Below are 25,738 nucleotides of genomic sequence, written 5' to 3' on the forward strand. Positions count from 1 at the left end.
GGCCGGCGTTGACAGCGGCGGGCGACGCGGGGGAGGCTCGTTCAGTCGTGGAGGACCTCGAGCTCCACGCGGGAGCCGTCGATGACCTGCTTTCCGGCGTTCTCGAAGTTCACGGTGATGCGCTTGCCGATCACCGACTGGACCTGGCCGTCGCCCCAGTCGGGGGCGGCGGGAAGGCGGACGCGGTCGCCGGGTTCGAGAAATTCATTCATTCTTAACCCTGTTCCCTCAGCTTCGGGCTTCCGGCCCCCGCTCCGCCGCCCGTTTCGGAAACCGCGAAGAGGCGCGTCATGACGGACCCCTGGTCCACGGATCCCTGGGCGAGCCCGAGCCAGGGCGAGCCGACCGTCGCGCGCCCCGCCGCGGCGCCTGAGGGCGCGACGCCCGGCGCCGCGACGCTCGGCGGGCTCGGCGCCGACGACTACGCGGCCCTGATGTGCTCGCGGATCTGCCATGACCTGATATCGCCGGTGGGCGCCATCGGCAACGGAGTCGAGCTGCTGCGGGAGGTGGAGCGCGGCTCCGACGGGACCGAGCTGCAGCTGATCGAGCGCAGCGCCGAGATGGCGAGCGCCTATCTCCAGTTCCTGCGCATCGCCTTCGGCGCGGCGCCGCCCGGCGACCTGCTGGGCCTGCCCGCCGCCCAGCGCACCGCCCGCGGCTGGTTCGAGTTCCAGCGCCCCGACCTCGACTGGGCGATGGAGGGGACCGAGATCACCCGCGCCGCCGCGCGGCTCGCCTTCAACTTCCTGCAGATCGCCGTCTCCGCCCTGCCCCGTGGCGGGCTGGTGCGCATCGCCTCCTCGGCCGAGGCCGGGGGGCTGCGCCTGTCGATGACGGCCGAGGGGCCGACGGCGGCCCCCGCCCCGGGCGCCGCCGACTGGCTCGCCGGCCGCGCGGCCGAGGCGCCCCCCGCCCCGCGGGAGGTCCACTACATCGCCGCCGCCGCCCACGCCCGCGCCTGCGGCGCGCGCATAGACTTCGCGTCGCAGGACGGCGGCCTGTCGCTGTCGGCGACCCTGCCCCCCGGCGTCTGAGGCGCCGCCGGCCGGCCCGGTCCCGGCCGGATCCCCGCCGGACCGCGCCGCGACGCCTCTTCGCGAAGACCGAGGGCGGGATCCCCGACGCCCGGGCGCGATCCCGGCGGGCCCGTCCACGACGCGCCGGGCCCGGCGCGCGCCCGCCCGCGCATCCCCTGCCGCCGGCTCCCGCGCCCGTCTCTGCGCCGAGGGTCCGGCCGCCGCGCCTCCGCCGCCTTCGCCGCGACGACGGCGATTGACGCGGGCGCCAAATTCATAACCATGAACGAACCTCTCGTTCGGAACCGGAATCCATGACCCTGACGTTGAAATGCCTGGGCGCCGTCGGCGCCTGTCTCCTGGCCGCCGCGCAGCCGGCGGCCGCCAGCGCCGTTTTCACCATCCAGGAGGTCGGCGCCGACGTCGTCGCGTCCTGGAGCGGAAGCCTCGACACCACGACGCTCACGTTCAGCGGGTCCGGAACGGGAACCGTCGGCGGCATGAACCCCGGCACGGGCACCCTGGTCGCCCAGGTCGGCGACTTCGACTCCTACGTCGCCCCGGACTGGGTCTCCTTCGGGACCGGCTCGCTGATCTTCGCGAACAGCATCGAAGGGGTCAATTTCGGCATGCTCGACGGCGCCGACGTCTCCTCCGTCAACGAGCTGCAGATCGCCACCGGCTACGTCCCGGGCACGTCGTTCTCGGGGTCGATGACCTTCCTGGGCGCCACCCTCGCCGGCCTCGGCCTCGTCGCCGGGTCCTACGTGAACACGCTCGAGAACCTGGAGACGATCACCGTCACGATTCTGCCGAGCTCGAACGCCGCGGTGCCCCTGCCGGCGGCCGCGCCGCTGCTGATCGGCGGCGTCGGCGCGCTCGCCTTCGCCTCGCGTCGGCGCCGCAGCGCCTGATCCCTGCGCGCCCCCGTCCCCCCCCGGGCGATGCCGCGAGGGGGACGGCCGGGCGGGGCGATGCGGACGCGCAGCGGCCGCGAGGGCCGCCCGCGCCGGCGCAAACGCCGTCAGAGGGGCTTCAGCATCTCGCGGAAATGGCGGCCGTTCTCCTGGTAGCGGCGGGCGGAATCGAGCAGCCCCGCCTTCTCCGCCTCGGTCAGCTCGCGCACCGGCTTGGCGGGGGCGCCCACGGCCATCCAGCCGTCCGGGATCTCCTTGCCCTCGGTCACCAGGGCGTTGGCGCCGATCAGGCAGCCCTTGCCGATCTTCGCGCCGTTCAGCACCGTCGCTCCCATCCCGATCAACGAGCCGTCGCCGATCGTGCAGCCGTGGATGATGGCGTTGTGGCCCACGGTCACGTTCTCGCCCACCACCAGCGGCACGCCGGGGTCGGCGTGGCAGATCGTGCCGTCCTGGATGTTGGAGCCCGCGCCGATGGTCAGCCATTCCTTGTCGCCGCGCAGCACCGCGCCGAACCAGATCGAGACGTCGCGCCCCAGCCGGACCGAGCCCATCACATGCGCCCCGGGCGCGACCCAATAGTCGCCCGCCTCGGGCAGTTCCGGCGAACGCTCGCCAAGGGCGTAGACGGTCATCGCATCCTCTCCTGAAATTCCCGGTTCAGCGCCTGCACGAAGCCCACCAGCCCCGGCCGGCGCGCGCGGGCCAGCCGCTCCGCCGCCAGGATGCGGCGGATCTCGGTCTCGCAGCGCTCCAGGTCGTCGTTGATCAGGACGTAGTCGTAGGCGTCCCAATGGCTGATCTCGTCCATCGCGCGGGCCATGCGCCCGCCGATCACCTCGGCCGAGTCCTGGCCGCGCGCGCGCAGCCGCCGCTCCAGCTCGGCGATCGAGGGGGGCAGGATGAAGACCGAGACCACCGCGTCCTTGAGGACCGAGTTGCGCAGCTGCTGCCCGCCCTGCCAGTCCACGTCGAAGATCACGTCGCGCCCGGCCGCCAGCGCCGCCTCGACCGGGGCGCGGGGGGTGCCGTAGAGGTTCCCGAACACCTCCGCATGCTCCAGGAACTCGCCCGCCTCGATCATCGCCTCGAAGCGGCCGCGGTCGAGGAAGTGGTACTCCCGCCCGTCCTCCTCCCCCGGCCGCGGCGCACGGGTGGTGGCCGAGATCGAGAACTCGAACGCCTCGTCGTTGGCGAGGATCCGGCGCGAGAGCGTGGATTTCCCCGCGCCCGAGGGCGAGGAGAGGATGAACAGCAGCCCGCGGCGCGCGTCCGCCGCGCGCCGGGCGCGCGGCACGGGCCCCTCGGCGGGGGCCGCCGCGGGGGTCTCGGCCTGGCTCATGCCGGCGGTGTCGGTCATCCTCGCCTCCCGGGGCCTGTCGCGGCGGGTCGCGCCGCCCCGTCGGGTCGGCGCGGGCGGGCCGCCTGCGGGGTCATTCGATGTTCTGCGCCTGCTCGCGCATCTGGTCGATCACCGTCTTCAGCTCCAGCCCCGCGGCGGTCAGGGCGGTGAAATCGGCCTTCGAGCACAGGGTGTTGGCCTCGCGGTTGAACTCCTGCACCAGGAAGTCCAGGCGCCGGCCGACGGGGCCGTCGGCGGCCAGCAGGTCGCGCGCGGCGCCGACATGGGCGCGCAGGCGGTCGAGCTCCTCGCGCACGTCGCCCTTCACCGCCAGCAGCGCCAGCTCCTGGGCCAGGCGCTCGGGCCCGACCTCGGCGGGGGCGCCGGCGGCGATCAGCGCCTCGACCTTGCGGGTCAGCGCGGGGCCGGCCTGGGCGGCGCGCTCGGCGGCGGCGGCCTCGGCCTCGTCGGTCAGCGCCGCGATGCGGTCGACCTGGGCGGCGAGGATGTCGTGCAGGCGCGCGCCTTCCTCGTCGCGGGTCTCGATCAGGATCGCGAGCGCCTTGTCGCCGTCGGCGAGGATCGCGGCGTCCTGGGCGGCGCGGGTCTCGGCGTCGGCCTCCTCGATCTCGGAGGTCTCGAGCATGCCGGGACGCGCCAGCAGCGCCTCGACCGACAGGGGGGCGAGGGCGAATCCCGCCTCGCGCGCGGCGGCGGAGATGCGGGCGGCGGCGTCGAGCGCGGCGGCCAGCGCCTCGGGGTTCACCGCGGCCGCGACCGCGCCGGGGCGGCGCGACAGGCGCAGGCCGGCGGAGACCGATCCACGCGCGATCCGCGCCTTCACCGCGTCGCGGAAGGCGCGCTCGATCCCGTCGCGCCCCTCCGGGCCGCGCCAGCGCAGGTCGAGGCCGCGCCCGTTGACCGAGCGCAGCTCCCACCGCCAGGCGAGGCGCTCGTCGCCGCCCTCGACGGCGGCGAATCCGGTCATGCTCTGCATAGACGACCCCTCGATCGGACGCCCCGCCGCCGGGCCGCCGGCGGGCGCGCGGACCATAGCCAAGGCCCGCCGGACGGGCAACCGACCAGCGCTGCCGCGGCGCACAACTTGAGATTGTTCGTCATCGCCGCGCGCTCCCGCCAGAGCCGATTTCGTCGATCCACGTGGAAAATCCCCGCGAAGTCAGAGTCTTCGCCCGGATTAATCCTGATTAGGAGTTCATTAACCCTCTCGTCGCTCCCGCGATCGGAAGATTCGCTGCAAATTGCCCGCAGAGACGAGGGGCGGTTCTCCGAAGGGGTTCGGAGCCACACGACCGGGCGGGATCCAATCGACCGCCAGTCGAGACTGGAACGGGATGGGTGGAAATGATAAGAAATTATCGCAAAATCGAAAGCGTCATGGACCATCCGAACACTCAGGCCCTGTATCGCTACTGGAACGACCTGCGGGCCGGCCGCGATGCGCCGTGCCGTTCGGAGGTCGACCCTCGCCGGATTTCCGGCTCCCTCGAGACGATGTTCATCCTCGAAGCCCTGGACAACGGCCAGATGCGCTTCCGCCTGGCGGGCACCAAGCTGTGCGAGTGGCTGGGCATGGAGGCGCGGGGCTGCGTGGCCGAGACGGTGATGGCCCGCGGCCACGAGGGCGAGCTGCCCGACCTCGCCCGCCGCGTCCTGCGCACCCCCGGCATCGGGGTGATGCGGCTGCGGGCGCTGGACGGCGCGGGAACCGACTGGCCGGGCGAGGCGCTGCTGCTGCCGCTGCGCTCGGAGCTGGGGGACCTGGCGCGGGTGATCGGCTGCGTGAACCTCGAATCCGAGGGGCCGCGCCGCCGGGTGGCGCCGCCGCTGCGCCTGCGCTGCCTGGGCGCCCGGCTGACGCCGATCGAGACCGATCCCGCGATGGCCCGCCCCGCGGACCGCGAGCGGCGCTTCGCCGACCCGCTGGGCGGCGGCGATCTCGCCGACGCCACCGGCTTCGCCGCGCCGCTCTCGCCCTTCGGGCGCGCGACGGGCCTGGCCGAGACGCGGCCCACGCTGACCGCGATCGAGGGCAATCCGACGGCCGCCCGTCCGCGCGGCGCGGGCCGTCGACCCAACCTCCGCATCGTCAAGGACTGACGATCCGCGAGGCGTCGGGACCGATGCGCCAGCCGGCGCCGGATCCCGAAGATCTCTGCTGCGTCAAGGACTGACGACGGCGGAGCGGGGCCGGGGATCCTGGCCGCCGCCCGCCCTCCCCGATCGTCGTCGCCGGGCCTCGCCCGGCGCTCGCGGCCGCGCGTGGGACGCGGCTTCACGACGAGGCGCCAGGACGGCGCGGGAGCGGCGGGAGGCGCCGGCGCGTGTGGGGACGCGCCGCATTCCCGGCCCCTCCGCGGTTCCGATCCCCGGGCCGCGGCCGCGCCCGCAGGCCTGCCCGCCTGCGGGCGCATCGTCTTTCGGGAAAGAGAGGCCGGGCAGCCGCGGGCGATCAGCTCCGCGGGGCCAGCGGATCCTCGTCCTCGTCGCGATCCTCGGGCACGTCGCCGTCGACGTCGGAGCCGTCGTCGCGGGAGAGGTCGTCCTCGTAGACGTCGGGCGCCTCGGCCTCGGCGGTCTCCTCGAAGGCGGCGGGCTCGGGCATGTCGGACGCGAGGTCCGCCTCGCCCCGCTCCTCGTCCAGCGCGTCCAGCTCGAGGTCGTCGTCGGCGAAGGCCTCCTCGCCGTCGTCCTCGTCCTCGACCGCGCCGTCGGCGATCTCCCCGGCGAGCGAGCGGATGCGCTCGGCCGCCTCCTCCAGCGCTGCAAGCGCGGCCTGCTCGGCCTCCTGCGCGGCGGCGAGCGCGGCCTCCAGCTCGGCGATGCGCGCGGTAGTCGCGGGGTCGTCGAAGAAGCCGGTCTGCGTGGGGGCCGCGGGGGCGCCGGGCGCCTCGGGGGCCTCCAGCGGCGCCTCGGCGAAGGCCGAGGCCTCCTCGGCCAAGTGCGCGCGGAAGCGGTCGCCCAGCATCAGCGAGGCCATCAGCAGCATCCGCGTCTCGGGCAGCGCGGCGAAGCGGGTCCCGAACTGCTCGCGCAGGCTCTCGGCCTCGGCGGCGACCAGGCGGGCGGCCTCGGTCAGGTTCTCCTCCTCGCCGTCGGCGCAGGCGACGCGGTAGTTGCGTCCGGCGATGGCGATGTCCAGGTCGGCCATGTCAGCGGGTCTCCTCGCGCTCGGCGGCTGGGGCGACGGTCCTCAGACCACGTCGCGCAGCTCGGCCAGCGCCTCCTCGATCATCGCGGCGTCCTCGGCGCGGGCGGCCTTCAGCGCCTCCACCTCGGCCTTCAGCGCCTCCGCCTCGGCGGCGGCGGCGTCGCGCTCGGCGCGGGCGGCCTCGCGCGCGGCCTCGGCGCGGTCGCGCTCGGCGGCGGCGGCGTCGTGCGCGGCCTCCAGCTCGCCCAGGCGGGTCTCCATCTCGGCCACGCGGGAAAGGGCGGCGCGGGCGGTGGCCTGCGCCTCCTCGAGCCGCGGATCCTCGTCGTCGGCCCCTCCGGCGGGGACCCGGGCCGCGGCGACCGCGGCCTCAAGCTCGCTCATGGCGGCGGACAACGCCCGCCTCGCCGCCGCGATTCCCGTGCTGCGCGCCTGCAATCGCCCGTGCTCCTCGTTCCCGCCCCATTGCAGGGGCTTTGATCGATCCGACCACCGCCGCGCGCCCCCGTCAAGCGGGCGCGATGCTGCGCGGAAGGGGGCCCCGGCCCCCGGGAAGCCGTCCGCGCGCCGCATTCGCAGCCGCGGAATCGCGCGACGCCCGCTTGACCCCCCCGCGCGCGCGTTGCATGACGCGCGCGCCCGTTCCCCTACGCACCCAGCGACGAAAGGCGACGCCAGTGGACATCGCTACCCTCCGCGCCTCGCACCCCGAGCACTGGATGAAGGCCGCCGCGATCCGCGTGCTGGCCATGGACGCCGTCCAGGCCGCCAACTCCGGACACCCCGGCATGCCGATGGGCATGGCCGACGTGGCGACCGTCCTGTTCGAGAAGCACCTCAAGTTCGACGCCGCCCACCCCGAGTGGGCCGACCGCGACCGCTTCGTGCTGTCGGCGGGCCACGGCTCGATGCTGCTCTACGCGCTCCTGCACCTGACCGGCTATCCGGGCATGGACATCGAGCAGATCCGCAATTTCCGCCAGCTGGGCTACAAGACCGCCGGCCACCCGGAATACGGCCACGCGCCGGGGATCGAGACCACCACCGGCCCGCTGGGCCAGGGCATCGCCACGGCCGTGGGCATGGCGATGGCCGAGGAGTCGATGGCCGCCCGCTTCGGGCGCAAGATCGTCGACCACCGCACCTGGGTGATCGCCGGCGACGGCTGCCTGATGGAGGGCGTCAGCCAGGAGGCCATCGGCCTCGCCGGGCGCCAGAAGCTCAACCGCCTGATCGTGCTGTGGGACGACAACGGCATCTCGATCGACGGCAAGGTGTCGATGTCCGACGCCACCGACCAGCTGGCGCGCTTCGCCGCCTCGGGCTGGGAGGTTCTGTCCTGCGACGGCCATGACCCCGAGGACATCGACCGCGCCCTGAGCGCGGCGAAGAAGTCCGACCGCCCGGTGCTGGTCGCCTGCAAGACCCACATCGGCTTCGGCTCGCCCAAGAAGCAGGACACCGCCGGCGCCCATGGCAGCCCGCTGGGCGACGCCGAGATCGCCGCGGTGCGCGAGATCTACGGCTGGACGGCGAAGCCCTTCGAGGTTCCCAAGGACGTCGCCGCCCAGTGGGCCGAGATCGGCAAGCGCGGCGCGGCCGAGCGCTACCAGTGGGAGGTCCGCCTTGACCAGCTCTCGGGCGCCAAGAAGGCCGAGTTCGAGCGGGTGATCGCGGGCGAGGCGCCCAAGAAGCTCGCCGGCGCGATCCGCAAGCTGAAGAAGCAGCTCGCCGAGGACGCCCCCAAGGTCGCCACCCGCAAGGCCTCCGAGATGGCGCTGGCGGCGATCAACCCGGTGATGCCCGAGACGATCGGCGGCTCGGCCGACCTGACCGGCTCGAACAACACGCTGACCGCGGACCTGGGCACCTTCGACGTGGACAGCCGCAAGGGCCGCTACGTCTACTACGGCATCCGCGAGCATGGCATGGCGGCGGCCATGAACGGCCTGGCGCTGCACGGGGGCTGCATGCCCTACGGCGGCACCTTCCTGTGCTTCGCCGACTACGCGCGCGGCGCGATGCGCCTGTCGGCGCTGATGGGGGCGCAGGTCACCTACGTGATGACCCACGACTCCATCGGCCTGGGCGAGGACGGCCCCACCCACCAGCCGATCGAGCACGTGGCGATGCTGCGGGCGACGCCGAACATGAACGTGTTCCGCCCCGCCGACGCGGTCGAGACGGCCGAGGCCTGGGAGATCGCGCTGACCACCGCGGGCACCCCCTCGGTCCTGGCGCTGAGCCGCCAGAACCTGCCGACGGTGCGCACCAAGCACAGCTCGAAGAACCTCACCGCCCAGGGCGCCTACGTGCTGGCCGAGGCGGAGGGCAAGCGCCGGGTGATCCTGATGGCCACCGGCTCGGAGGTCGAGATCGCGCTCGCCGCCCGCGACCTGCTGCAGGCCGAGGGCATCGGCACGCGCGTCGTCTCGATGCCCTGCTGGGAGCTGTTCGAGGCCCAGGACGAGGCCTATCGCAAGAAGGTCCTGCCCGCCGGCCCCGTGCGCGTCGCCATCGAGGCGCTGTCGGGCTTCGGCTGGGACAAGTGGCTGTCGGGCGAGCGCGGCGCCTCGAAGAAGGCGGCCTTCGTGGGGATGGAGGGCTTCGGCGCCTCGGCCCCCGCGCCCGAGCTCTACAAGCACTTCGGCATCACCGCCGAGGCGGCGGCGGAGAAGGCCAAGAGCCTGCTCTGAGTGCCCGCTTCGCGGCCGGGAAAAAAGAAAGGGCGCGGACCGCGAGGTCCGCGCCCTTCTCGCATCCGCCAGGGCCCGTGCCGGGGCCCCTGCCCCGTCAGGTGCGAAGCAGGCGGTTGGAGATGATGCCGATCATGGCGCCCAGCGCGACGACGCAGACCGGGGCGGCGACGAAGAAGCCGGGGCCCTCGAAGCCCGACACCTCCGGCAGGATCACCAGGCCGGCGGCGGCGGCCACGGCCACGGCGCCGGTCAGCAGCATGCCCGGGGTGACGTGGGTGACGGGAGTGCGTTGCGCGGCCACGGCGGTCGCGCCCGAGGTCGAAGTCGAAGCGCTCATCGGTCGTCCTTTCGGATCAGGCTGGAAGGTTGCAGCCTCGATATAGTAAGGGCGACGAAACTTTAGAAGCGGCTGCGTCGCCGCATCGCGGCGTCGCAGGGACGGGCGGCTGGGAGCGGGGCGCCGGGGCGACCCGGTGCGCGGCCGCTCAGTTCAGCGCCGCGCCGCAGTCCAGCCAGCCGCGGCCGAAGGCGCGCAGCATGCGGACCAGGCCCTGGGCGGGCTGGGCGGCGGTGGGCGGAGCGTCGACCTCGGGTCGGCCGGACATCATCCCCCGCGCGTCGCCGCGCAGGCGACGGGCGGCGTCGCGACGACCCGACAGCTCTTCGCGACGGCGCTGAGCGGCGGTCTCCCGGTCGAACCGGTCGTAGGCGTCGAAACGATGCGCGTACATGGCTCTTGTCTCCATCGGGCTCGGGCCGCGCCGGGGATGCGCCGGTCCTTCGAGCATGATCACGTTGCGTCAATCAGCGTGACACGAACGTGACAGGGCCGAGCGCCCCGCAACCCCTTGGAAACATGGAAGCGCCGCCCTCCTTTCGGAAGGCGGCACCCCGATTCGCGACGGTTTTCGCGGCCCCGCCTGGGGCGCGGGGCTCAGCCCAGCGCCGCCTCGCAGCGCCCGCAGACGCCGGCGTGGGAATGGCTGCCGACGTCGGGCAGCACCTTCCAGCATCGGGCGCATTTCTCGCCCTCCGCCTCGGCGAAGACCACCGCCACGCCGGGCACGTCCGGCAGGCGGAAGCCTTCGGCCGGGGCGGGATCCGCGGTGACCTCGATGGACGAGGTGATGCACAGGTCCGCGAAGTCGACCGAAGCCAGCGCCGCGCGCACCTCCGCATCCTCGACATGCACCGAGGGGGCCGCCTCGAGGCTGGCGCCGATGCGCTTCTCGCGCCGCTCGATCTCCAGCGCGCCGGTGACCACGCGGCGCACCTCGCGGATCTTCGCCCATTTCGCGGCCAGCGCTTCGTCGCGCCAGTCGGGAGTGGCGGGGAAGTCCTGCAGGTGGACCGAGCTGTCGTCGCCCGGGAACCGCTCCAGCCAGGCCTCCTCCATGGTGAAGACCAGCATGGGGGCGAGCCAGGTCACCAGGCGGTGGAACAGCAGGTCCATCACCGTGCGGCAGGCGCGGCGGCGCGGGCTGTCGGCCGCGTCGCAGTAGAGCGCGTCCTTGCGGATGTCGAAATAGACCGACGACAGGTCCACCGTGCAGAACTGGAACAGAGCCTGGAAGACCTGGGAGTAGGCGTAGCGGCCGTAGCCCTCGCGCACCTCCCGGTCCAGCTCCGACAGGCGGTGCAGGACCCAGCGCTCCAGCTCCGGCATCTCCGCGGGCTCGACCCGCTCGGAGGGGTCGAACCCGTCGAGCGCGCCGAGCACGAAGCGCAGCGTGTTGCGCAGGCGGCGGTAGCTGTCGGCGGTGCCCTTCAGGATCTCCGGCCCGATGCGCTGGTCGGCGGTGAAGTCGGTCTGGGCCACCCACAGGCGCAGGATGTCGGCGCCGTACTGCTTGATCACGTCCTCGGGCGCGATGGTGTTGCCCAGCGACTTGGACATCTTCATGCCCTTCTCGTCGAGCGTGAAGCCGTGGGTCAGCACCCCGTGATAGGGCGCGCGCCCGCGCGTCCCGCAGCCCTGCAGCAGCGAGGAGTGGAACCACCCGCGGTGCTGGTCGGTCCCCTCGAGGTAGAGCGACGCCGGCCACAGCCCGTCCTTGCGGTCGCGCATGACGAAGGCGTGGGTCGAGCCGGAGTCGAACCACACGTCGAGCACGTCGTCGACCTTGGTCCACTCGGCCGGGTCCACGATCCCGTCCAGGAACCGCTCCTTCGCGCCGTCCTTGAACCAGGCGTCGGCGCCCTCCTCGCGGAAGGCGGCCTCGATGCGGGCGTTGACCTCGGCGTTGCGCAGCACCTCGACCTGGCCGGGGCCGGTCTCGCGCATGAAGCAGGTCAGCGGCACGCCCCAGGCGCGCTGGCGCGACAGCACCCAGTCCGGGCGCGCCTCGATCATCGAGTGCAGGCGGTTGCGGCCGGACTTCGGCGTGAACTCCACCAGCTCGTCGATGGAGGTCAGGGCGCGTTCGCGGATCGTCTCGCCGTATTCGTCCTGGCCGTCGCCCAGCTTCACGTCGATGGCGGCGAACCACTGCGGCGTGTTGCGGAAGATCAGCGGCGCCTTGGAGCGCCAGGAATGCGGGTAGGAGTGCTTCAGCCGCCCCCGCGCGATCAGCGCGCCGACGCCCGCCAGCGCGTCGATGACCCGCTTGTTGGCGTCCTTCTCCTTGCCCTTGTGATCGAAGATCACGGCCCCGCCGAACAGCGGCAGGTCGGCGCGGAAGGAGCCGTCCTCGAGCACGTTGTAGGTCATCGGAAGCCCGTGCTTCCGCCCCACCTCGTAGTCGTCCGCGCCGTGGCTGGGCGCGGTGTGCACGAAGCCGGTGCCCGCGTCGTCGGTGACGTGGTCGCCGGGCAGCATGGGCACGTCGAAGTCCCACTCGCCCTGGCCGTCCGCGACCCCGCGCAGCGGATGGGCGAGGACGATCTCCGCCAGCTCCTCCGCCGGCACGTCGCGCACGCGCTCGAAGGCGGCGACCTTGGCCTGCCCCATCACGGACTCGGCCAGCGCATCGCCCAGCATCATAAGCTCGCCCGGGGCGGCCCAGTTGCCCTCGGGCGCCTCGGTCACGCGGTAGAGGCCGTAGGAGAGCGCCGGATTGTAGCACACGGCCCGGTTCTGGGGGATGGTCCAGGGCGTGGTGGTCCAGATCACGACCGAGGCGCGCAGCGCCTGGTGACCGTCCACGAAGGACTTCGCGTCCGGCGCCGTGGGATCGTCGTCCCACTCCACGCGGCTCGCGAAGGTGCGCACGATGGGGAACTTCACCCAGATCGTGTGGGACTGGTGCTCGTGATACTCGACCTCGGCCTCGGCGAGCGCGGTCTTCTCGACCACCGACCACATCACGGGCTTGGAGCCGCGATAGAGCGAGCCGTTCATGACGAACTTCATGAACTCGGCCGCGATCACCGCCTCGGCGTCGAAGGCCATGGTCAGGTAGGGATCGTCCCAATTGCCGGTGACGCCCATGCGCTGGAATTCCTCGCGCTGGACGTCGACCCAGCCCTCGGCGTACTTGCGGCACTCGTTGCGGAAGGCGTTGATCTCGACCTTGTCCTTGTCGAGGCCCTTGGCGCGGTACTGCTCCTCGATCTTCCACTCGATGGGCAGGCCGTGGCAGTCCCAGCCGGGGACGTAGCGGCTGTCGTGGCCCAGCATCTGCTGCGAGCGGACGACGAAGTCCTTGAGGATCTTGTTCAGCGCGTGGCCGATGTGCAGGTGGCCGTTGGCGTAGGGCGGGCCGTCATGCAGCACGAAGGGCGGACGCTCGCCCGCGGTCTCGCGCAGGCGGTCGTAGATGCGCATCTGCGCCCAGCGGGCGAGCCACTCGGGCTCCCGCTTGGGCAGGCCCGCGCGCATCGGGAAGTCGGTTTTCGGCAGGAAGAGGGTGTCTCGATAATCGACGGTCGCGTCGGTCGAGGTTGCGTCGGCGCACATGAGGGGCGCTCCAAGGCTGTCGATCCCCTGGCGGGATCCGTGTCCGGGAAGATGGGCGAACGGGTGCCGGCGGCGCTCCTGCGATCAGGAGGCCGCGCCGGTAATTCGCCGGGGCCGCAGGGGCCTGTATCGGGCGCGCGGGTCGCTCATGGGCTCGCGTCTTACACCCCGGGGGACGGGTTGGGAAGGCCTGCGGAGCGGGCCCGCCCCCTGCGCGGCGCAGGAGCGCGGCCCGCCCCGATCTTCACGGTCCGGGAGGGGGCGCGGGCGGCTCAGGCCGCCTTGCGCATCGCCTTGCCCAGGCTCGCCGCCGCGGCCGAGAGGCCGGGGCCGTGGGGCACCTCGAGCGCGTCGAGCGCCGTCTCCACCGCGCCCAGCACGCCCAGGATCATCGGCGGGTTCACCCAGCCCATGTGCCCGATGCGGAACGAGGTCTGCGCGAAGCGGCCGAGCCCGATGCCCAGCGTCACGTTCATCTCGCTCTCGCACAGGGCGCGCAGCTTCCTGGGCTCGAAGCCGCGGGTCAGGATCGTGGTCACCGCGTTGGAGCGATAGGCGGGATCGGAGACGTTGAACTCCATCGGCCCGTCGTTCGACCCCTCCGACCAGCCGGCGACGGCGGCGCGCACCGCGTCGCCCATCGCGGCGTGGCGGGCCCAGGCGTTCTCCAGCCCCTCCTCCTCCAGCAGCATGGTCAGCGCCTCGCGCAGGCCGAACAGGTGGTGGGTCGGCGCGGTGCCGCCGAAGCGCTGGTAGGGCATCTCGGGGCGGATGCGCGGGCGCCAGTCCCAGTAGACCGAGACCAGCTCGCCCCGATGCTCCCACGCCTTGGGGCCGACGAAGCAGAAGGCGAGGCCCGGGGGCGTCATCAGCCCCTTCTGGGAGCCGGCGACCATCACGTCCACGCCCCAGTCGTCGAACTCGAACCGCTCGGAGCCGAGCGAGGCGATGCAGTCGACCATGAACAGCGCCGGGTGGCCGGCGGCGTCGATGGCGCGGCGGAGGGCTGCGATGTCGTTGCAGGCCGAGGAGGCGGTGTCGACCTGCACCACCATCACCGCCTTGATCTCGTGGGCCTTGTCCTCGCGCAGCAGCTGCTCGAGCGTCTCGGGGGGCACGGGGCCGCGGTCGCCGGTCATCACCACCTGGGCGTCCACGCCCATGCCCTGCGCGGTCTGCGCCCAGCCCTCGGCGAAACGGCCGCAGTCGAGCGTCAGGATCCGGTCGCCGCGGTTGAAGAGGTTGGCGATCGCCGCCTCCCACGCGCCGTGGCCGTTGCAGGTGTAGATGGCGACGCCCGCGTCCTTGGAGCGCGCGACCCGGCGCAGGTCCTCGGCCAGCCCGTCGACGAGCTCGACGATGGCGCCCTCGTAGATGTTCGGGGCGCCGCGATGCATGGCGTTCAGCACCCGGTCGGGCATGACGGAGGGGCCGGGAATGGCCAGGAAATGCCGACCGTAGGCGAGCGACATGGCAGGGGCTCCTGAAGCAGGGGCGACCGCCGGTCAGGGCTCGGCGGAGGCGGGCGGACGAGGCGCGCGCCCGGGCGTTGGAGCGGGCGCACCCGGAATCGCTAGCGCCGATTCGCCGCCGCCGGAAGCCTCGGAGCCGCCGCAGGGCCGCGCGGCGGGCGGACGTCCGAGGCCGGGAGAGACGCTCGCGCCCGGGCTCGGCATTGAAAGGCATGGGAAATCCGCCGCGTCCATGACGGGACGTGATGGGCCTGCAAATGAAATGCGATGGACCGGAGCGGGGGCGGATCCGGGCGCGGCGCGTCTCGGGGGCGAGCGGCGCCCTGCCCGGCGCGGCCCCAAGGCGCCGCGCCGACCCGCGCGCCCGGCACCGGCGCCTCGCCCGCGGCGCGCGGCAGGCGTTGGCGCCCGGCGCGACGGGGGCGGGCCGGAGACGGCGGGGCCAGGCGCGACGCCGGCCCTGCGCCGCGGGCGGAGCGCCGGGGCCGGCGCTCCGGTCGACGCGGCGCCCCCGGCGGATCGGCCGGGGGCGCCGCGCGACGGGCTCAGCGGCCCTTGAAGTTCGGCACCTCGCGCGCGGCGGTGGCGCGCACGCCCTCGGCGAAGTCCTCGGTGTGGCGCAGCTCCTCCTGCACCGCCAGCTCGCGCGCCGTGGCGGCCTTCACCGCCTCGACCAGGCCCTGGCGCAGGGTCTCGCGGGTGGTGTCGAGGCCGAGCGGCGAGTTCTCGGCGATCTCGCGCGCCAGCTCCCAGGCCACCTTGCGCTCCTCGCCCTCGGGGGCGAGCACGTCGGCCAGGCCCCACTCCACCGCCTCGTCGCCCTTCACGCGGCGCGAGGTGTAGAACATCAGCCAGGCGCGCTGCTGGCCGATGGCCCGCGGCAGCACGTGGGTCAGGCCGAAGCCGGGGTGGAAGCCCAGGCGGGTGAAGTTGGCCGCGAAGCGCGCGCCGGCCGAGCAGACGCGGAAGTCCGCCGACATCGCCAGGCCCAGGCCGCCGCCGATCGCCGCGCCGTGGACCGCGGCCACGATGGGCTTGCGGCAGGCGAAGATGCGCGTCGCCTCCTGGTAGAGGTTGCCCACGCCCAGCCGGTCGACCGCGTCGTCGTCCTCGCCCGAGGACGAGAAGTCCGCGCCCGCGCAGAACGCCTTGCCGGCCGAGCACAGCACGATGGCGCGGCAGTCGGGGTCCTTGTCCAGCGCCTCGAGCGTGTCGGCGATCTGCTGGATCAGCTTGAAGTCGAAGAAGTTCAGCGGCGGGCGCTGGATCTCGATGGTGGCGACGAAGTCCTTCAGCTCGATGCCGAGCTCGGGCTGGGAATAGGCGGTCATGGCGTCTCCTCTCCTCCGGGTCGACGGCGGGGCGAGCGCGCCTGCCGCCGTGGGGCTCCGGTTTCGGCGGCGACCTTACGGCCGGCAGGTCGGGGATGCCAGAGGCAGGCGGCGGTTCGGGGTCCGGGACGTCGCAGCCGCCGCCCGCCGCCTCGCCCCGCGCGTCCGTCGCGCCATATTGTTGCGCGGACGGGCCCGCGGCGGCCCGCGCAACGCGGGGGACGCGCATGAGCGAGGCGGAAGAAGAGATCGAGCTGAACTCGCGGGAGCAGGAGCAGGTCGAGGAGCATTCCGCCGTCCCCACCGGCGTGGTCTACGAGGCGATCCGCCGGGCCGGCCTGCACGAGCTGGAGCGCTCGGCCTCGGGCCTGTGGTGGTCGGGGGTGGCGGCGGGGATCGCGCTGAGCGTCTCGGTCCTGGCCGAGGGCGTGCTGCACGCCCGCCTGCCCGACACCTCCTGGAGCCCGCTGGTCGCGGCCTTCGGCTACTCGATCGGCTTCCTGATCGTGGTGCAGGCGCGCATGCAGCTGTTCACCGAGAACACGATCACCCCGATCCTGCCGGTGTTCCTGAACCCCAGCCTGACGATGATCGGCTGCCTGCTGCGGCTTTGGGCGGTGGTGCTGGTCGCCAACCTGGTGGGCTGCGCGGTGGCGGCGGGGGCGATGAGTTCCAGCGGCTTCATGCCCGACGACCTCGCGGCGGGGGTGATGGAAATCGCCCGCGGCTATGCCGAGCTGACGCCCGGCCAGCAGTTCCTGCGCGGGATCCCGGCGGGCTTCCTGATCGCGGCGCTGGTGTGGATCATGCCGCGGCAGGACGGCTCGGGCGAGATCCTGGTGATCGTGGTGCTGACCTGGACCATCGCGGTGGCCGAGATGTCCCACGTCATCGCCGGCTCGACCAAGCTGTTCCTGCTGGCCTTCGAGGGCGAGCTGCCGATCGCCGAGGCGTTGCTGAACGGCACCCTTCCGGCGCTGGCGGGCAACGTGATCGGGGGCACGGTGATCTTCTCGGCGCTGGCCTACGCGCAGGTGCGCGAGCGGGTCTGAGGGCGCCCTTCCCCCGCCCCGGCCCCGCGCGGGCCGGGGCGGCCGCGCGCCGGTCCTGCTCCGTTCCGGCGTCGCGATCCGGCTCCCCCTCCCGCGCGGCCCTGCCCGCGGCGGGATGGCCTCCAGGCCCGGGCGTTTCGCCCTGCCCCCTCTCCTCCGTCCTCAGTGGAAGTCGCGGGAGGGAAAAAGCTTCTTCGACTGGTGGCGCGGATGGCGCGCGCCGGCCTCCCCGCGGGCGAGGCCAGCGTCGCGGCGCTCAAACCCCGCCGCGGCATCGCGGCCCGTGAAGCCCGCCGCGGCGTCGCGGCGGGGGTCGCGCACGTCCTCGGCGGCCGAGCCCCGGCGGCTGCCCTGCACGGGGCGGCGGACCTCGTCCACCGGCCCCGCGGGATTGGGCATGTCGCGCGCCCCGCGGGCGAGGTCGTCGAGCAGGGGCGAGAGGTCCTCGATGGTCTCGGCGACCACGTGGACGACCGAGCCGTCGCGCTGCACCCGCCCGGTCACCCGCAGCAGGCGGCCGGCGATCACCTGGCGGCGGAAGGCCTCGTAGACCCGCGCCCAGACCACGATGTTCGACACCCCGCTCTCGTCCTCGAGCGTGATGAAGATCACGCCCCCGGCGCTGCCCGGGCGCTGGCGCACGATCACCAGGCCGCAGACGCAGACGCGGGCCTTCTCGGGCGGCAGGTCGAGGCGCGCGGCCGGCAGGCAGGCGGGGGGGCGGGGCCAGGGCTCGCCCGCATGGCCGCCGGCGGTGGGAGACCCGGGCGGGGTCAGGCGGTCGCGCAGCAGAGCCACGGGATGGGCGCGCAGCGTCAGGCGGGCGGAGACGTAGTCCTCGACCACCTCCTCGCCCTCGGACATCGCGGGCAGCGGCGTCGGCGGCTCCTCGATCCCCTCGCCCTCCAGGAGGCCCGCGAAAAGAGGCAGCGGGTCGCCGCCGGGGATGGCCTTGGCCTGCCACAACGCCTGCCGGCGGTCGAGCCCCAGCGAGGCGAAGGCGTCCGCCTCGGCCAGCGTGCCCAGCGTCGTGGCAGGCAGCCCCGCCTTGCGCCACGCATCCTCGACCGAGCGGTAGCCGTTGCCCCGCGCCCCCGTCAGCCACAGCGCGTCCTCCTCCTTCATCGCACGCAGCTGGCGGAAGCCCAGCCGCAGGGCGAGGCCGCCGGTGGAGCGGGGATCGGGCTCCAGCGTGTTGTCCCAGTAGGAGGCGTTCACGCAGACCGGCCGCACGGCCACCCCGTGCATCCGCGCATCCCGCACGATCTGGGCGGGCGCGTAGAAGCCCATGGGCTGCGAGTTCAGCAGCGCGCAGGCGAAGGCCGCGGGGTGGTGGCGCTTGATCCAGGCGGAGGCGTAGACCAGCAGGGCGAAGGAGGCGGCATGGCTCTCGGGGAAGCCGTATTCGCCGAAGCCCTCGATCTGGGAGAAGCAGCGCTCGGCGAAGTCGAGGTCGTAGCCGTTGCGGGTCATGCCCGCGAGGAAGCGGTCGCGGAAATTGTGGATGGTGCCGGACTTGCGGAAGGTCGCCAGCGCGCGGCGCAGCAGGTCCGCCTCCTCGGGCGTGAAGCCCGCGCCGATGATGGCGATCTGCATCGCCTGCTCCTGGAAGAGCGGCACGCCCAGGGTCTTGCCCAGCACCTGGCCCAGTTCGTCGGAGGGGAAGCTCACCTGCTCCTCCCCCCGGCGGCGGCGCAGGTAGGGGTGGACCATGTCGCCCTGGATGGGGCCGGGGCGCACGATCGCGACCTCGATCACCAGGTCGTAGAAGCAGCGCGGGCGCATCCGCGGCAGGAAGTTCATCTGCGCGCGGGATTCGACCTGGAAGACGCCGATGCTGTCGGCCTCGCACAGCATGTCGTAGACGGCGGGGTCCTCGGGCGGCAGGGTCGCGAGGCCCCAGGTCTCGCCGGCATGGCGCTCGATCAGCTCGAACGCCTTGCGGATGCAGGTGAGCATCCCGAGCGACAGGACGTCGACCTTCAGGATGCCCAGCGCGTCGATGTCGTCCTTGTCCCACTCGATGACCGTGCGGTCCTCCATCGCCGCGTTCTCGATGGGGACCAGCTCGTCCAGCCGCCCCTTGGTGATGATGAAGCCGCCGACATGCTGGGAGAGGTGGCGCGGGAAGCCGATCAGCTCGGCCACCAGGTCGAGGGTCTTGCGCAGGCGCGGCTCGGTGGGATCGAGGCCGATCTCGCGGATGCGTTCCTCGCGGATCGACTCCGACGACCAGCCCCAGATCTGGGAGGCGAGCGCGTTGATCGCGTCGGCGCTCAGCCCCATGGCCTTGCCCACCTCGCGCACCGCCCGGCGGGCGCGGTAGTGGATCACCGTGGCGCAGAGGCCGGCGCGGTGGCGGCCGTAACGCTGGTAGATGTGCTGGATCACCTCCTCGCGCCGCTCATGCTCGAAGTCGACGTCGATGTCGGGGGGCTCGTCGCGGGCCTCGGAGACGAAGCGCTCGAAGACCATGCTGGCGACGTCGGGGCCGATGGCGGTGACGCGCAGCGCGTAGCAGACGATGGAGTTGGCGGCCGAGCCGCGCCCCTGGCACAGGATCCCGCGGGATTCGGCGAAGGCCACCAGGTCGCGCACGGTCAGGAAATAGGGCGCGTAGTTCAGGCGCGAGATCAGGGCGAGCTCATGGGCCGCCTGATCGCGGACCCGGGCGGGCACGCCCTCGGGGTAGCGGTCGCGCAGGCCCTCGGCGGTCAGACGCTCCAGCCGGGCCTGGGGGTCTTCGCCGCCCGCCACCTCGTCGGGATACTCGTAGCGCAGCTCGTCGAGGGAGAAGCGGCAGCGCTCGGCGATCGCCTGGGCGCGGGTCAGCGCCTCGGGGTGATCGGCGAAGAGGCGCGCGAGCTCGTGCGGGGCGCGCAGGCGGCGCTCGGCATTGGCCTGGGCGCGGCGGCCGAGCTGGTCGATGGTGGTCCCCTCGCGGATGCACGACAGCACGTCGGCGAGGCGGCGGCGCGCGCCCACGTGCATGATCGGCGAGGCGGAGGCGACCAGCGGCGCGCCCGAGACCTCGGCCAGGCGCGCCAGCGCGGCGAGGCGCGGGGCGTCGCGGCCGTCGTAGAGCGGCGCGGCCAGCACGAACACCTGCCCGGGGAGGCGGCGCGCCCAGCCTTGCACGAGGCCCGGCGTCCGGCCCGCGCCGCGGGGCCGGCGCGGCTCGGCCTGGCGGGCCGGGCGCGGCGGGGACGGGGCCGCCCGGGGGCCGACGGCGGCCTCCGCCGCTGGGGAGGGGCCTGGGGATGGGGCTGGGGACGCGCCCGGATCGAGCTCCGCCGGATCGGCCTCGGGCGAGGGGCGCCACAGCAGGATCAGGCCCTCGGCATGGTCGAGCACGTCGTCGGGATCGAGCCAGCACTCCCCCTTCGGCGCCCGGCGCTTGCCCAGCGTCAGCAGGCGGGTCAGGCGCGCCCAGGCGGCGCGGTCGGTGGGCAGGGCCACCAGCTCCTGCCCGTCGCGCAGGGCCAGCAGGGCGCCGGGGATCAGGCGCGGCAGCGTCAGCGGCGCGACCGGGGCGAGGGCGAGGGGCGCAGGCTTCGTCGGCCCGTCGGGCTGGGAGGCGTCGGGCCGGGAGGCTTCGGGCCGGGACAGCTCGGGCTGGGAGACGCCGGGTTGGGAAACGTCGGGTTCGGAGGCGTCCGGCCGGACGCCGCCGGGCCGCGGCGCCGCGGGGGCGGCGGGCGCAGGGCTGGCCGCGTCGCCGGGTCTCGGGGCCGCACCCGACCCAAGGGAAGATGACGGGGAAGACGGCGGGAGCGACGGGTCGGGCGCCTGGCGGGCGGCGTCGCGCAGGGCCGCCCGGTCGCGGGCGTGATCCTCGGCGGCGTCGTCATGGGCGTCGCGGGCGGCGCCCGACCGCCGCGCCCGCGCACGGGCCACCACGTCGGCATGGCCGATGCGGTCGGTGGTGCGCACGCCGCCGGGGGCCGCCGCGAGGGCGGAGGCCGCCCCGCCGCCGCCCTGCCCCGGCGCCCCCGCCGCGACGCCCAGCCCCGCCCGCGCCAGGTCCCGCAGCGCCTGGTGCGCGCGCACCACCCCGGCCACCGAGTTCCGGTCCGCCACCGCCAGCGCCGAGAGCCCCAGCGCCGCGGCCTCGCGCGCGAACTCCTCGGGATGGGAGGCGCCGACGAGGAAGCTGAAGTTGGTGGTGACGTGGAGCTCGGGGATGCGGGTCATTCCGAACCTGGCGCCCCGATATGGGACAGGTATAGGCTCGCCGCAGGGTCAAGGCGATTTTCACCCATGCCGAGGGCGCCGATTACGACGACCGCCCGGAAGAACGGCATCACTTCCCGCGTCGCCGCTATCTGAGCATCGTCGAACGGACGGTCGGCGACTGGATCGTCCACTCCGAGCCTCGTCGCATCTCGGAGACCCGGCCGATGGGCGGGCGCATGGCTTACTTCGCCGCGGCGCAGGTGCGCGCGGTCGGGCCGGATCCCCGTTCGCCTGACCATGCCTACGCCTGCATCGACCCCAGGACCTATCTCGAGTTCCCCACGACCGTGCCCTACCGGGCGGACGCGCTGTTCATGGAAAGCGCGCTGCGCAACCCGGACGGGTCCGTGAACCGGGGCGCCTTCCGCTGGGCCGTCCGCGAAATACCCGATGCGGAGTTCGCGGCCATCGTGGCCATGGGCCTCGCCGGCGTGCGGGATGACCTGGGGCGGGAGGACTGGACGCCCGAGCCCGCTCCGCCGGGGCCGGGAAGGCGGATCGGAGGCCTGTTCGCCGATCCCGCAGCGGGGGTCGACGCCGCTCCGCCGGGCATGGCCGCGCCGGACGCCCTGTTCGAGCGCCCCCTCGTGGAGCGGCTGACCGCCCGTCCCCTGCGCGACGCCGCCTTCGCCCGGCAGGTGAAGCGCGCCTATCGCGAGACCTGCGCCATGACCGGCCTGCGAATCCTGAACGGCGGCGGGCGGCCGGAGGTGCAGGCGGCTCATATCCGCTCGGTCGAGGCGCAGGGCCCCGACACGGTGCGCAACGGCGTGGCTCTGTCGGGCACGGCGCACTGGATGTTCGACCGGGGCCTGGTCTCGATCAACGACGATCATTCGATCCTCGTCGCCAAAGATCGCCTGCCTCCGGGCGCGGAAGCGCTGCTGCGTCCCGAGCGGCGGCTGCTTCTTCCGGAGGACGCCGCCTCCCGGCCGCATCCCGCCTATCTGAAATGGCACAGGGACACGGTGTTCAAGGGCTGAGGCCGACGCCCCGCCCGTGCCATGCGCCTCCCTTGCAGGGGAGCGATCCGCCCTGCCCGCCATGCCGAGTCTCCTGTGATCCGGCCTTCAAGATATTCCCGTTTTGTTCTTATTTCCATCCGCCAGCATCCCCAGCCCGGATGGCGGAAACCGCATGCGCTGCGCGGAGGACGGCGCAACGCCCCGGCCCGGCCAGGCGCCCGCAGGCCCCCTCAGCGCCCCTTGAAGGCGGGCGCCGCGCCCTCGGCCTCGGCCAGCGCGCCGACGAGGAAGTCGCGGGTGCGGCCGGCCTGGGCCTGGAGGTCGGCCTCGCGCTCGAGCTGCTCCGCCCAGGGCAGCTCCAGGCCCGAGCGCAGCGCCTCGCGGGTCAGGCGGTAGCCCTCCGTGGGGCCTGCGGCGAGCGCGCGGGCGCGGGCGTCGACGCGCTCGGCGAAGGCGGCGTCGGGGACGGCCTCCCAGATCAGGCCCCACTCGGCGGCCTGGCGGGCGGAGATCGGCTCCCCCAGCAGAGCGAGGCCGCGGGCGCGCGCGGGACCCACCAGTCGCGGCAGCCAGAACGACAGGCCCGCGTCGGGGATCGTGCCGACGCGCGACGAGGTGACGGCGAAGCTCGCCCCCTCGGCCGCGATCGCGATGTCGGCGGCGAGCGCCAGCGCCAGCCCCGCGCCGGCCGCGATGCCGTTCACCGCCGCGAGGATCGGCAGCGGACAGGCCGCCATCGCCTCCAGCAGGGGGCGCGTCTCCTCGCGCTGGGTGCGGCCGAGGTCGAGCTCGCGGATCCGCGGCGCGTCGCCCAGCGCGTGACCGGCGCAGAACGCCTCCCCCAGCCCGGTCAGCACCACCGCCCGCGCCTCCGCCGCCGCGCGGCGCAGGGCGTGGGCGAGATCGGCCTTGGCCTGCGCGTCGAGCGCGTTCAGCCGCTCCGGCCGCGCGAGGGCGAGGGTGGCGACGTCGTCGCGCAGGCCGTAGCGCAGCGTCTCGTAGGGCGAGCCTGCGCGGGCGTAGGGGTCGACGGTCTGGGGAGCGGCGGTCTCGGGCGGGGTCATCGGGCCTCCGGCGGAGCGTGGGGGCGCGGGCGGGCGCCCGGCCTGAAGGAGGTGGGAGGGGCGGCCGGGGGGCGCAAGCCTCAGGCGGCCCCGTCCTCCTTCATCAGGGCGTCGAGGCGCGCCTTCTCCTCGGCGCTCAGCGGCGAGGCGGCGGCGGCGGCCTCGGGGCGGGCGCGGCGGATCCAGAAGAAGGCCAGAACGCCGCCCCCGATGAGCAGCGCCGGGCCGCCGAACCACAGGATCGCGTTGGCCGCCGTGAAGGTGGGCTTGAGCAGCACGTACTCGCCGTAGCGATCCACGAGGAAGGTCTTTACCTCCGCGTCGCTGTCGCCCGCCACCAGCCGCTCGCGCACCAACACGCGCAGGTCGCGGGCGAGGTCGGCGTTGGATTCGTCGATGCTCTCCGACCGGCAGACCAGACAGCGGATCTCGGCCGAGAGCGCGCGCGCCCGGGCCTCGAGCGCGGGGTCGTCCAGCACCTCGTCGGGCTGCACCGCGGGCGCGGCCAGCGGCGCCAGCAGGGCCAGCGCCAGCAGGAGGGGACGCAGCGCCCTCATTCCGCGGGGACCGCGGCGGCGGGGGCGCGGCGCGCGGCGGCGCCCACCCGGTAGCGGCGGTCCGACAGCGAGGTCAGCCCCCCCAGCGCCATCACCAGCGCCCCGATCCAGATCCAGTTGGCGAAGGGCTTCACGTAGATGCGCACGGCCCAGGCGCCGGCGTCCTCCTGCTGGCGGTCGCCGAGGACCACGTAGAGGTCGCGGATCAGGCCGGCGTCGATGGCGGCCTCGGTCGTGGGCATGCGCTGGACGGGGTAGAAGCGCTTCTCGGGGCGCAGCACCGTCACCTCGGTTTCGTCCTTGAAGACGGTGAACACGCCCCGGTCGATGGAGTAGTTGGGGCCCTGCGCCCGCTCGACCGCGTCGAAGCGGAACGAATAGCCGCCCGTCTCGACCGACTCGCCCGGATGCAGGGCGCGCACGGCCTCGGTCTCCCACGCGCTCAGCGAGGCGATGCCGAAGATGGTCAGCGCGAGGCCGGAGTGCGCGACCGCCTTGCCCCAGTCGGCCCGCGGCAGGCCCGAGAGGCGCCGCCAGCGGCCGGGGCGCGACAGGCCCGCGCGCTCCCAGATCTCGACGCCGACGCCGGCGAGGATCCAGACCGAGAGCGCGATGCCCACGGGGGCCAGCGTGCTGCGCCCGGTCTGCACCGCCCAGACCAGCGCCGCGACCGCGAAGGCCAGCGCCGCGGCGGGCCACAGTCGGCGCAGAACCCGGCCGAGGCGCGCGCGCTTCCACGGCGACAGCGCCCCGATGGGCAGCAGCACCGCCAGCGCGATCATGAAGGGCGTGAAGGCGAGGTTGAAGAACGGCGCCCCGACCGAGATGCGCCCGCCATCCCAGGCCTCGCGGATCAGGGGCATCAGGGTGCCGAGCAGGACCACCGCGCAGGCCACCGTCAGCAGCAGGTTGTTGGCGACCAGCATCGACTCGCGGCTGACCATGGCGAAGACGCCCCCCGGCGCCAGCCGCGGCGCCCGCCAGGCGTAGAGCGCGAGGGAGCCGCCCACGGCCACCACCAGGATCCCCAGCACCACCACGCCGCGCGTGGGGTCCGAGGCGAAGGCGTGGACCGAGGTCAGCAGGCCCGAGCGGACGATGAACGTGCCCAGCAGCGACAGCGAAAAGCCCAGGATCGCCAGCAGGATGGTCCAGCTTTTGAGGCTGTCGCGCTTCTCGACCACGATGGCGCAGTGCAGCAGCGCGGCGGAGGCGAGCCACGGCATGAAGGAGGCGTTTTCGACCGGATCCCAGAACCACCAGCCGCCCCAGCCGAGCTCGTAATAGGCCCAGTAGGAGCCCAGCGCGATGCCCACCGTGAGGAACATCCAGGCGGTCAGCGCCCAGGGCCGCACCCAGCGCGCCCAGGCGGCGTCGACCCGCCCCTCGATCAGGGCGGCGACGGCGAAGGAATAGGCGGTCGAGAGGCCGACGTAGCCCAGGTAGAGGAACGGCGGATGGAAGGCGAGGCCCGGGTCCTGGAGCAGCGGGTTCAGGTCGCCCCCGTCCAGCGGCGGATGCGCGATGCGCAGGAACGGGTTCGAGGTGAACAGCATGAAGGCCAGGAAGGCGGCGCCGATGGCCCCCTGCACGGCGAGGGTGCGGGCCTTGAGCGACTCGGGCAGGTTGCCGCCCAGGCCCGCGATCATCGCCCCGAACAGGGTCAGCATCAGGGTCCACAGCAGCAGCGAGCCCTCGTGGTTCCCCCAGACGCCCGACACCTTGTAGAGCATCGGCTTGGCGGAATGGGAGTTCTCGGCCACCAGCGCCACCGAGAAGTCGGAGGTGACGAAGGCCACGGTCAGCGCCGCGAAGGCCAGGGCCGTGAGCAGGAACGAGACGCTCGCCGCAGGCCCCGCCAGCCGCATCCAGTCGGACCAGCCCTTCTGGGCGCCGACCAGCGGCACGACGGTCTGCGCAAGGCTCGCGACAAGGGCGAGAATCAGGGCGTAGTGGCCCAGCTCGGCGGTCATGGTCGGCCTCCCCCGATCCCGTTCGGCATTCTGCACGCCGT

General features: G+C 73.6%; 22 protein-coding genes. 6 read left to right on the forward strand and 16 right to left on the reverse strand.

Annotated features, from left to right (window positions below):
* Nucleotides 1-41: 41 nt before the first annotated feature.
* Entirely contained in the window at nt 42-212 is a 171-nt protein-coding gene (locus P2H44_RS06035) for a DUF3553 domain-containing protein (RefSeq protein WP_275762555.1), read from the reverse strand.
* Nucleotides 213-290: 78 nt separating this feature from the next.
* Here P2H44_RS06035 and P2H44_RS06040 point away from each other — a divergent pair, with 78 nt between their 5' ends.
* On the forward strand, nt 291-1,037 hold the full coding sequence (locus P2H44_RS06040) for a histidine phosphotransferase family protein (RefSeq protein WP_275762556.1): 747 nt from the start codon (nt 291-293) through the stop codon (nt 1,035-1,037).
* Between the two features lie 296 nt (nt 1,038-1,333).
* Nucleotides 1,334-1,933, forward strand: a complete 600-nt coding sequence (locus P2H44_RS06045) for a VPLPA-CTERM sorting domain-containing protein (protein ID WP_275762557.1) — start codon at nt 1,334-1,336, stop codon at nt 1,931-1,933.
* A gap of 110 nt (nt 1,934-2,043) precedes the next feature.
* Here P2H44_RS06045 and P2H44_RS06050 read toward each other — a convergent pair whose 3' ends face one another.
* From P2H44_RS06050 to P2H44_RS06060, 3 genes are all read right to left on the reverse strand, one after another.
* A complete protein-coding gene (locus P2H44_RS06050) occupies nt 2,044-2,571 on the reverse strand; it encodes a gamma carbonic anhydrase family protein (RefSeq protein ID WP_275762558.1) in 528 nt (175 codons plus the stop codon).
* Complete coding sequence (gene gmk, locus P2H44_RS06055) at nt 2,568-3,296, reverse strand: guanylate kinase (protein WP_275762559.1); 729 nt, start codon at nt 3,294-3,296, stop codon at nt 2,568-2,570. The genes P2H44_RS06050 and gmk overlap by 4 nt, the downstream gene beginning before the upstream one ends.
* A gap of 73 nt (nt 3,297-3,369) precedes the next feature.
* Nucleotides 3,370-4,266 (reverse strand): YicC/YloC family endoribonuclease, encoded by an 897-nt coding sequence (locus P2H44_RS06060; RefSeq protein ID WP_275762560.1) that lies wholly within the window; start codon nt 4,264-4,266, stop codon nt 3,370-3,372.
* Between the two features lie 410 nt (nt 4,267-4,676).
* Between P2H44_RS06060 and P2H44_RS06065 the strand changes: the two genes are divergently transcribed.
* Nucleotides 4,677-5,399 carry a PAS domain-containing protein gene (locus P2H44_RS06065; RefSeq protein ID WP_275762561.1) on the forward strand — a complete coding sequence of 241 codons (723 nt, stop codon included), beginning with the start codon at nt 4,677-4,679 and terminating at the stop codon, nt 5,397-5,399.
* A gap of 352 nt (nt 5,400-5,751) precedes the next feature.
* On the opposite strand, the gene P2H44_RS06070 is transcribed toward P2H44_RS06065, so the two are convergent.
* Complete coding sequence (locus P2H44_RS06070) at nt 5,752-6,450, reverse strand: cell division protein ZapA (protein WP_275762562.1); 699 nt, start codon at nt 6,448-6,450, stop codon at nt 5,752-5,754.
* 42 nt (nt 6,451-6,492) lie between these two features.
* Complete coding sequence (locus P2H44_RS06075) at nt 6,493-6,834, reverse strand: hypothetical protein (RefSeq protein ID WP_275762563.1); 342 nt, start codon at nt 6,832-6,834, stop codon at nt 6,493-6,495.
* Nucleotides 6,835-7,127: 293 nt separating this feature from the next.
* Between P2H44_RS06075 and tkt the strand changes: the two genes are divergently transcribed.
* Nucleotides 7,128-9,146 (forward strand): transketolase, encoded by a 2,019-nt coding sequence (gene tkt / locus P2H44_RS06080; protein WP_275762564.1) that lies wholly within the window; start codon nt 7,128-7,130, stop codon nt 9,144-9,146.
* A 97-nt stretch (nt 9,147-9,243) separates the two neighbouring features.
* On the opposite strand, the gene P2H44_RS06085 is transcribed toward tkt, so the two are convergent.
* The 5 genes from P2H44_RS06085 to P2H44_RS06105 all read right to left on the reverse strand — a co-directional run bounded on the left by P2H44_RS06085 (nt 9,244) and on the right by P2H44_RS06105 (nt 15,850).
* A complete protein-coding gene (locus tag P2H44_RS06085) occupies nt 9,244-9,486 on the reverse strand; it encodes a hypothetical protein (protein WP_275762565.1) in 243 nt (80 codons plus the stop codon).
* A 148-nt stretch (nt 9,487-9,634) separates the two neighbouring features.
* Complete coding sequence (locus P2H44_RS06090; RefSeq protein ID WP_275762566.1) at nt 9,635-9,880, reverse strand: hypothetical protein; 246 nt, start codon at nt 9,878-9,880, stop codon at nt 9,635-9,637.
* Between the two features lie 203 nt (nt 9,881-10,083).
* Nucleotides 10,084-13,047, reverse strand: coding sequence for an isoleucine--tRNA ligase (gene ileS, locus P2H44_RS06095; protein WP_275762567.1), 2,964 nt, complete (start codon nt 13,045-13,047; stop codon nt 10,084-10,086).
* A 272-nt stretch (nt 13,048-13,319) separates the two neighbouring features.
* Entirely contained in the window at nt 13,320-14,519 is a 1,200-nt protein-coding gene (locus tag P2H44_RS06100) for a pyridoxal-phosphate-dependent aminotransferase family protein (RefSeq protein WP_275762568.1), read from the reverse strand.
* A 545-nt stretch (nt 14,520-15,064) separates the two neighbouring features.
* Nucleotides 15,065-15,850 (reverse strand): enoyl-CoA hydratase/isomerase family protein, encoded by a 786-nt coding sequence (locus P2H44_RS06105; protein WP_275762569.1) that lies wholly within the window; start codon nt 15,848-15,850, stop codon nt 15,065-15,067.
* A gap of 227 nt (nt 15,851-16,077) precedes the next feature.
* Between P2H44_RS06105 and P2H44_RS06110 the strand changes: the two genes are divergently transcribed.
* Nucleotides 16,078-16,902 (forward strand): formate/nitrite transporter family protein, encoded by an 825-nt coding sequence (locus P2H44_RS06110; RefSeq protein ID WP_275762570.1) that lies wholly within the window; start codon nt 16,078-16,080, stop codon nt 16,900-16,902.
* Between the two features lie 162 nt (nt 16,903-17,064).
* Here P2H44_RS06110 and P2H44_RS06115 read toward each other — a convergent pair whose 3' ends face one another.
* Nucleotides 17,065-21,096: an error-prone DNA polymerase gene (locus P2H44_RS06115; RefSeq protein WP_275762571.1), complete on the reverse strand. Its 4,032-nt coding sequence runs from the start codon at nt 21,094-21,096 to the stop codon at nt 17,065-17,067.
* Entirely contained in the window at nt 21,093-21,269 is a 177-nt protein-coding gene (locus P2H44_RS06120) for a hypothetical protein (protein WP_275762572.1), read from the reverse strand. The genes P2H44_RS06115 and P2H44_RS06120 overlap by 4 nt, the downstream gene beginning before the upstream one ends.
* Nucleotides 21,270-21,314: 45 nt before the next feature.
* On the opposite strand from P2H44_RS06120, the gene P2H44_RS06125 reads away from it, so the two are divergent.
* Nucleotides 21,315-22,121: an HNH endonuclease gene (locus P2H44_RS06125; protein WP_275762573.1), complete on the forward strand. Its 807-nt coding sequence runs from the start codon at nt 21,315-21,317 to the stop codon at nt 22,119-22,121.
* Nucleotides 22,122-22,333: 212 nt separating this feature from the next.
* On the opposite strand, the gene P2H44_RS06130 is transcribed toward P2H44_RS06125, so the two are convergent.
* The 3 genes from P2H44_RS06130 to P2H44_RS06140 all read right to left on the reverse strand — a co-directional run bounded on the left by P2H44_RS06130 (nt 22,334) and on the right by P2H44_RS06140 (nt 25,697).
* The gene (locus P2H44_RS06130; RefSeq protein WP_275762575.1) at nt 22,334-23,167 is read right to left on the reverse strand and encodes an enoyl-CoA hydratase-related protein; all 834 of its coding nucleotides are present in this window, start codon (nt 23,165-23,167) and stop codon (nt 22,334-22,336) included.
* Nucleotides 23,168-23,247: 80 nt separating this feature from the next.
* On the reverse strand, nt 23,248-23,724 hold the full coding sequence (locus P2H44_RS06135; protein WP_275762576.1) for a cytochrome c-type biogenesis protein: 477 nt from the start codon (nt 23,722-23,724) through the stop codon (nt 23,248-23,250).
* Nucleotides 23,721-25,697, reverse strand: coding sequence for a heme lyase CcmF/NrfE family subunit (locus tag P2H44_RS06140; RefSeq protein ID WP_275762577.1), 1,977 nt, complete (start codon nt 25,695-25,697; stop codon nt 23,721-23,723). Before P2H44_RS06140 ends, P2H44_RS06135 begins: the two co-directional genes overlap by 4 nt.
* Between the last annotated feature and the right edge of the window lie 41 nt (nt 25,698-25,738).

Origin of the sequence: Albimonas marina (genome assembly GCF_029223255.1) — a bacterium.
In the GTDB taxonomy this organism is placed as follows: domain Bacteria; phylum Pseudomonadota; class Alphaproteobacteria; order Rhodobacterales; family Rhodobacteraceae; genus Albimonas.

Excerpts from the sequence above, each read along its gene's own strand:
- P2H44_RS06040 (WP_275762556.1), top strand. The coding sequence starts at position 291 with ATGACGGACCCCTGGTCCACGGATCCCTGGGCGAGCCCGAGCCAGGGC.
- P2H44_RS06115 (WP_275762571.1), bottom strand. The coding sequence starts at position 21,096 with ATGACCCGCATCCCCGAGCTCCACGTCACCACCAACTTCAGCTTCCTC.
- P2H44_RS06105 (WP_275762569.1), bottom strand. The coding sequence starts at position 15,850 with ATGACCGCCTATTCCCAGCCCGAGCTCGGCATCGAGCTGAAGGACTTC.
- P2H44_RS06090 (WP_275762566.1), bottom strand. The coding sequence starts at position 9,880 with ATGTACGCGCATCGTTTCGACGCCTACGACCGGTTCGACCGGGAGACC.
- P2H44_RS06125 (WP_275762573.1), top strand. The coding sequence starts at position 21,315 with ATGGCTTACTTCGCCGCGGCGCAGGTGCGCGCGGTCGGGCCGGATCCC.
- P2H44_RS06140 (WP_275762577.1), bottom strand. The coding sequence starts at position 25,697 with ATGACCGCCGAGCTGGGCCACTACGCCCTGATTCTCGCCCTTGTCGCG.
- P2H44_RS06100 (WP_275762568.1), bottom strand. The coding sequence starts at position 14,519 with ATGTCGCTCGCCTACGGTCGGCATTTCCTGGCCATTCCCGGCCCCTCC.
- P2H44_RS06060 (WP_275762560.1), bottom strand. The coding sequence starts at position 4,266 with ATGACCGGATTCGCCGCCGTCGAGGGCGGCGACGAGCGCCTCGCCTGG.
- P2H44_RS06130 (WP_275762575.1), bottom strand. The coding sequence starts at position 23,167 with ATGACCCCGCCCGAGACCGCCGCTCCCCAGACCGTCGACCCCTACGCC.
- P2H44_RS06035 (WP_275762555.1), bottom strand. The coding sequence starts at position 212 with ATGAATGAATTTCTCGAACCCGGCGACCGCGTCCGCCTTCCCGCCGCC.
- ileS (WP_275762567.1), bottom strand. The coding sequence starts at position 13,047 with ATGTGCGCCGACGCAACCTCGACCGACGCGACCGTCGATTATCGAGAC.
- P2H44_RS06070 (WP_275762562.1), bottom strand. The coding sequence starts at position 6,450 with ATGGCCGACCTGGACATCGCCATCGCCGGACGCAACTACCGCGTCGCC.
- P2H44_RS06135 (WP_275762576.1), bottom strand. The coding sequence starts at position 23,724 with ATGAGGGCGCTGCGTCCCCTCCTGCTGGCGCTGGCCCTGCTGGCGCCG.
- P2H44_RS06085 (WP_275762565.1), bottom strand. The coding sequence starts at position 9,486 with ATGAGCGCTTCGACTTCGACCTCGGGCGCGACCGCCGTGGCCGCGCAA.
- P2H44_RS06065 (WP_275762561.1), top strand. The coding sequence starts at position 4,677 with ATGGACCATCCGAACACTCAGGCCCTGTATCGCTACTGGAACGACCTG.
- P2H44_RS06045 (WP_275762557.1), top strand. The coding sequence starts at position 1,334 with ATGACCCTGACGTTGAAATGCCTGGGCGCCGTCGGCGCCTGTCTCCTG.
- P2H44_RS06050 (WP_275762558.1), bottom strand. The coding sequence starts at position 2,571 with ATGACCGTCTACGCCCTTGGCGAGCGTTCGCCGGAACTGCCCGAGGCG.
- P2H44_RS06075 (WP_275762563.1), bottom strand. The coding sequence starts at position 6,834 with ATGAGCGAGCTTGAGGCCGCGGTCGCCGCGGCCCGGGTCCCCGCCGGA.
- P2H44_RS06110 (WP_275762570.1), top strand. The coding sequence starts at position 16,078 with ATGAGCGAGGCGGAAGAAGAGATCGAGCTGAACTCGCGGGAGCAGGAG.
- gmk (WP_275762559.1), bottom strand. The coding sequence starts at position 3,296 with ATGACCGACACCGCCGGCATGAGCCAGGCCGAGACCCCCGCGGCGGCC.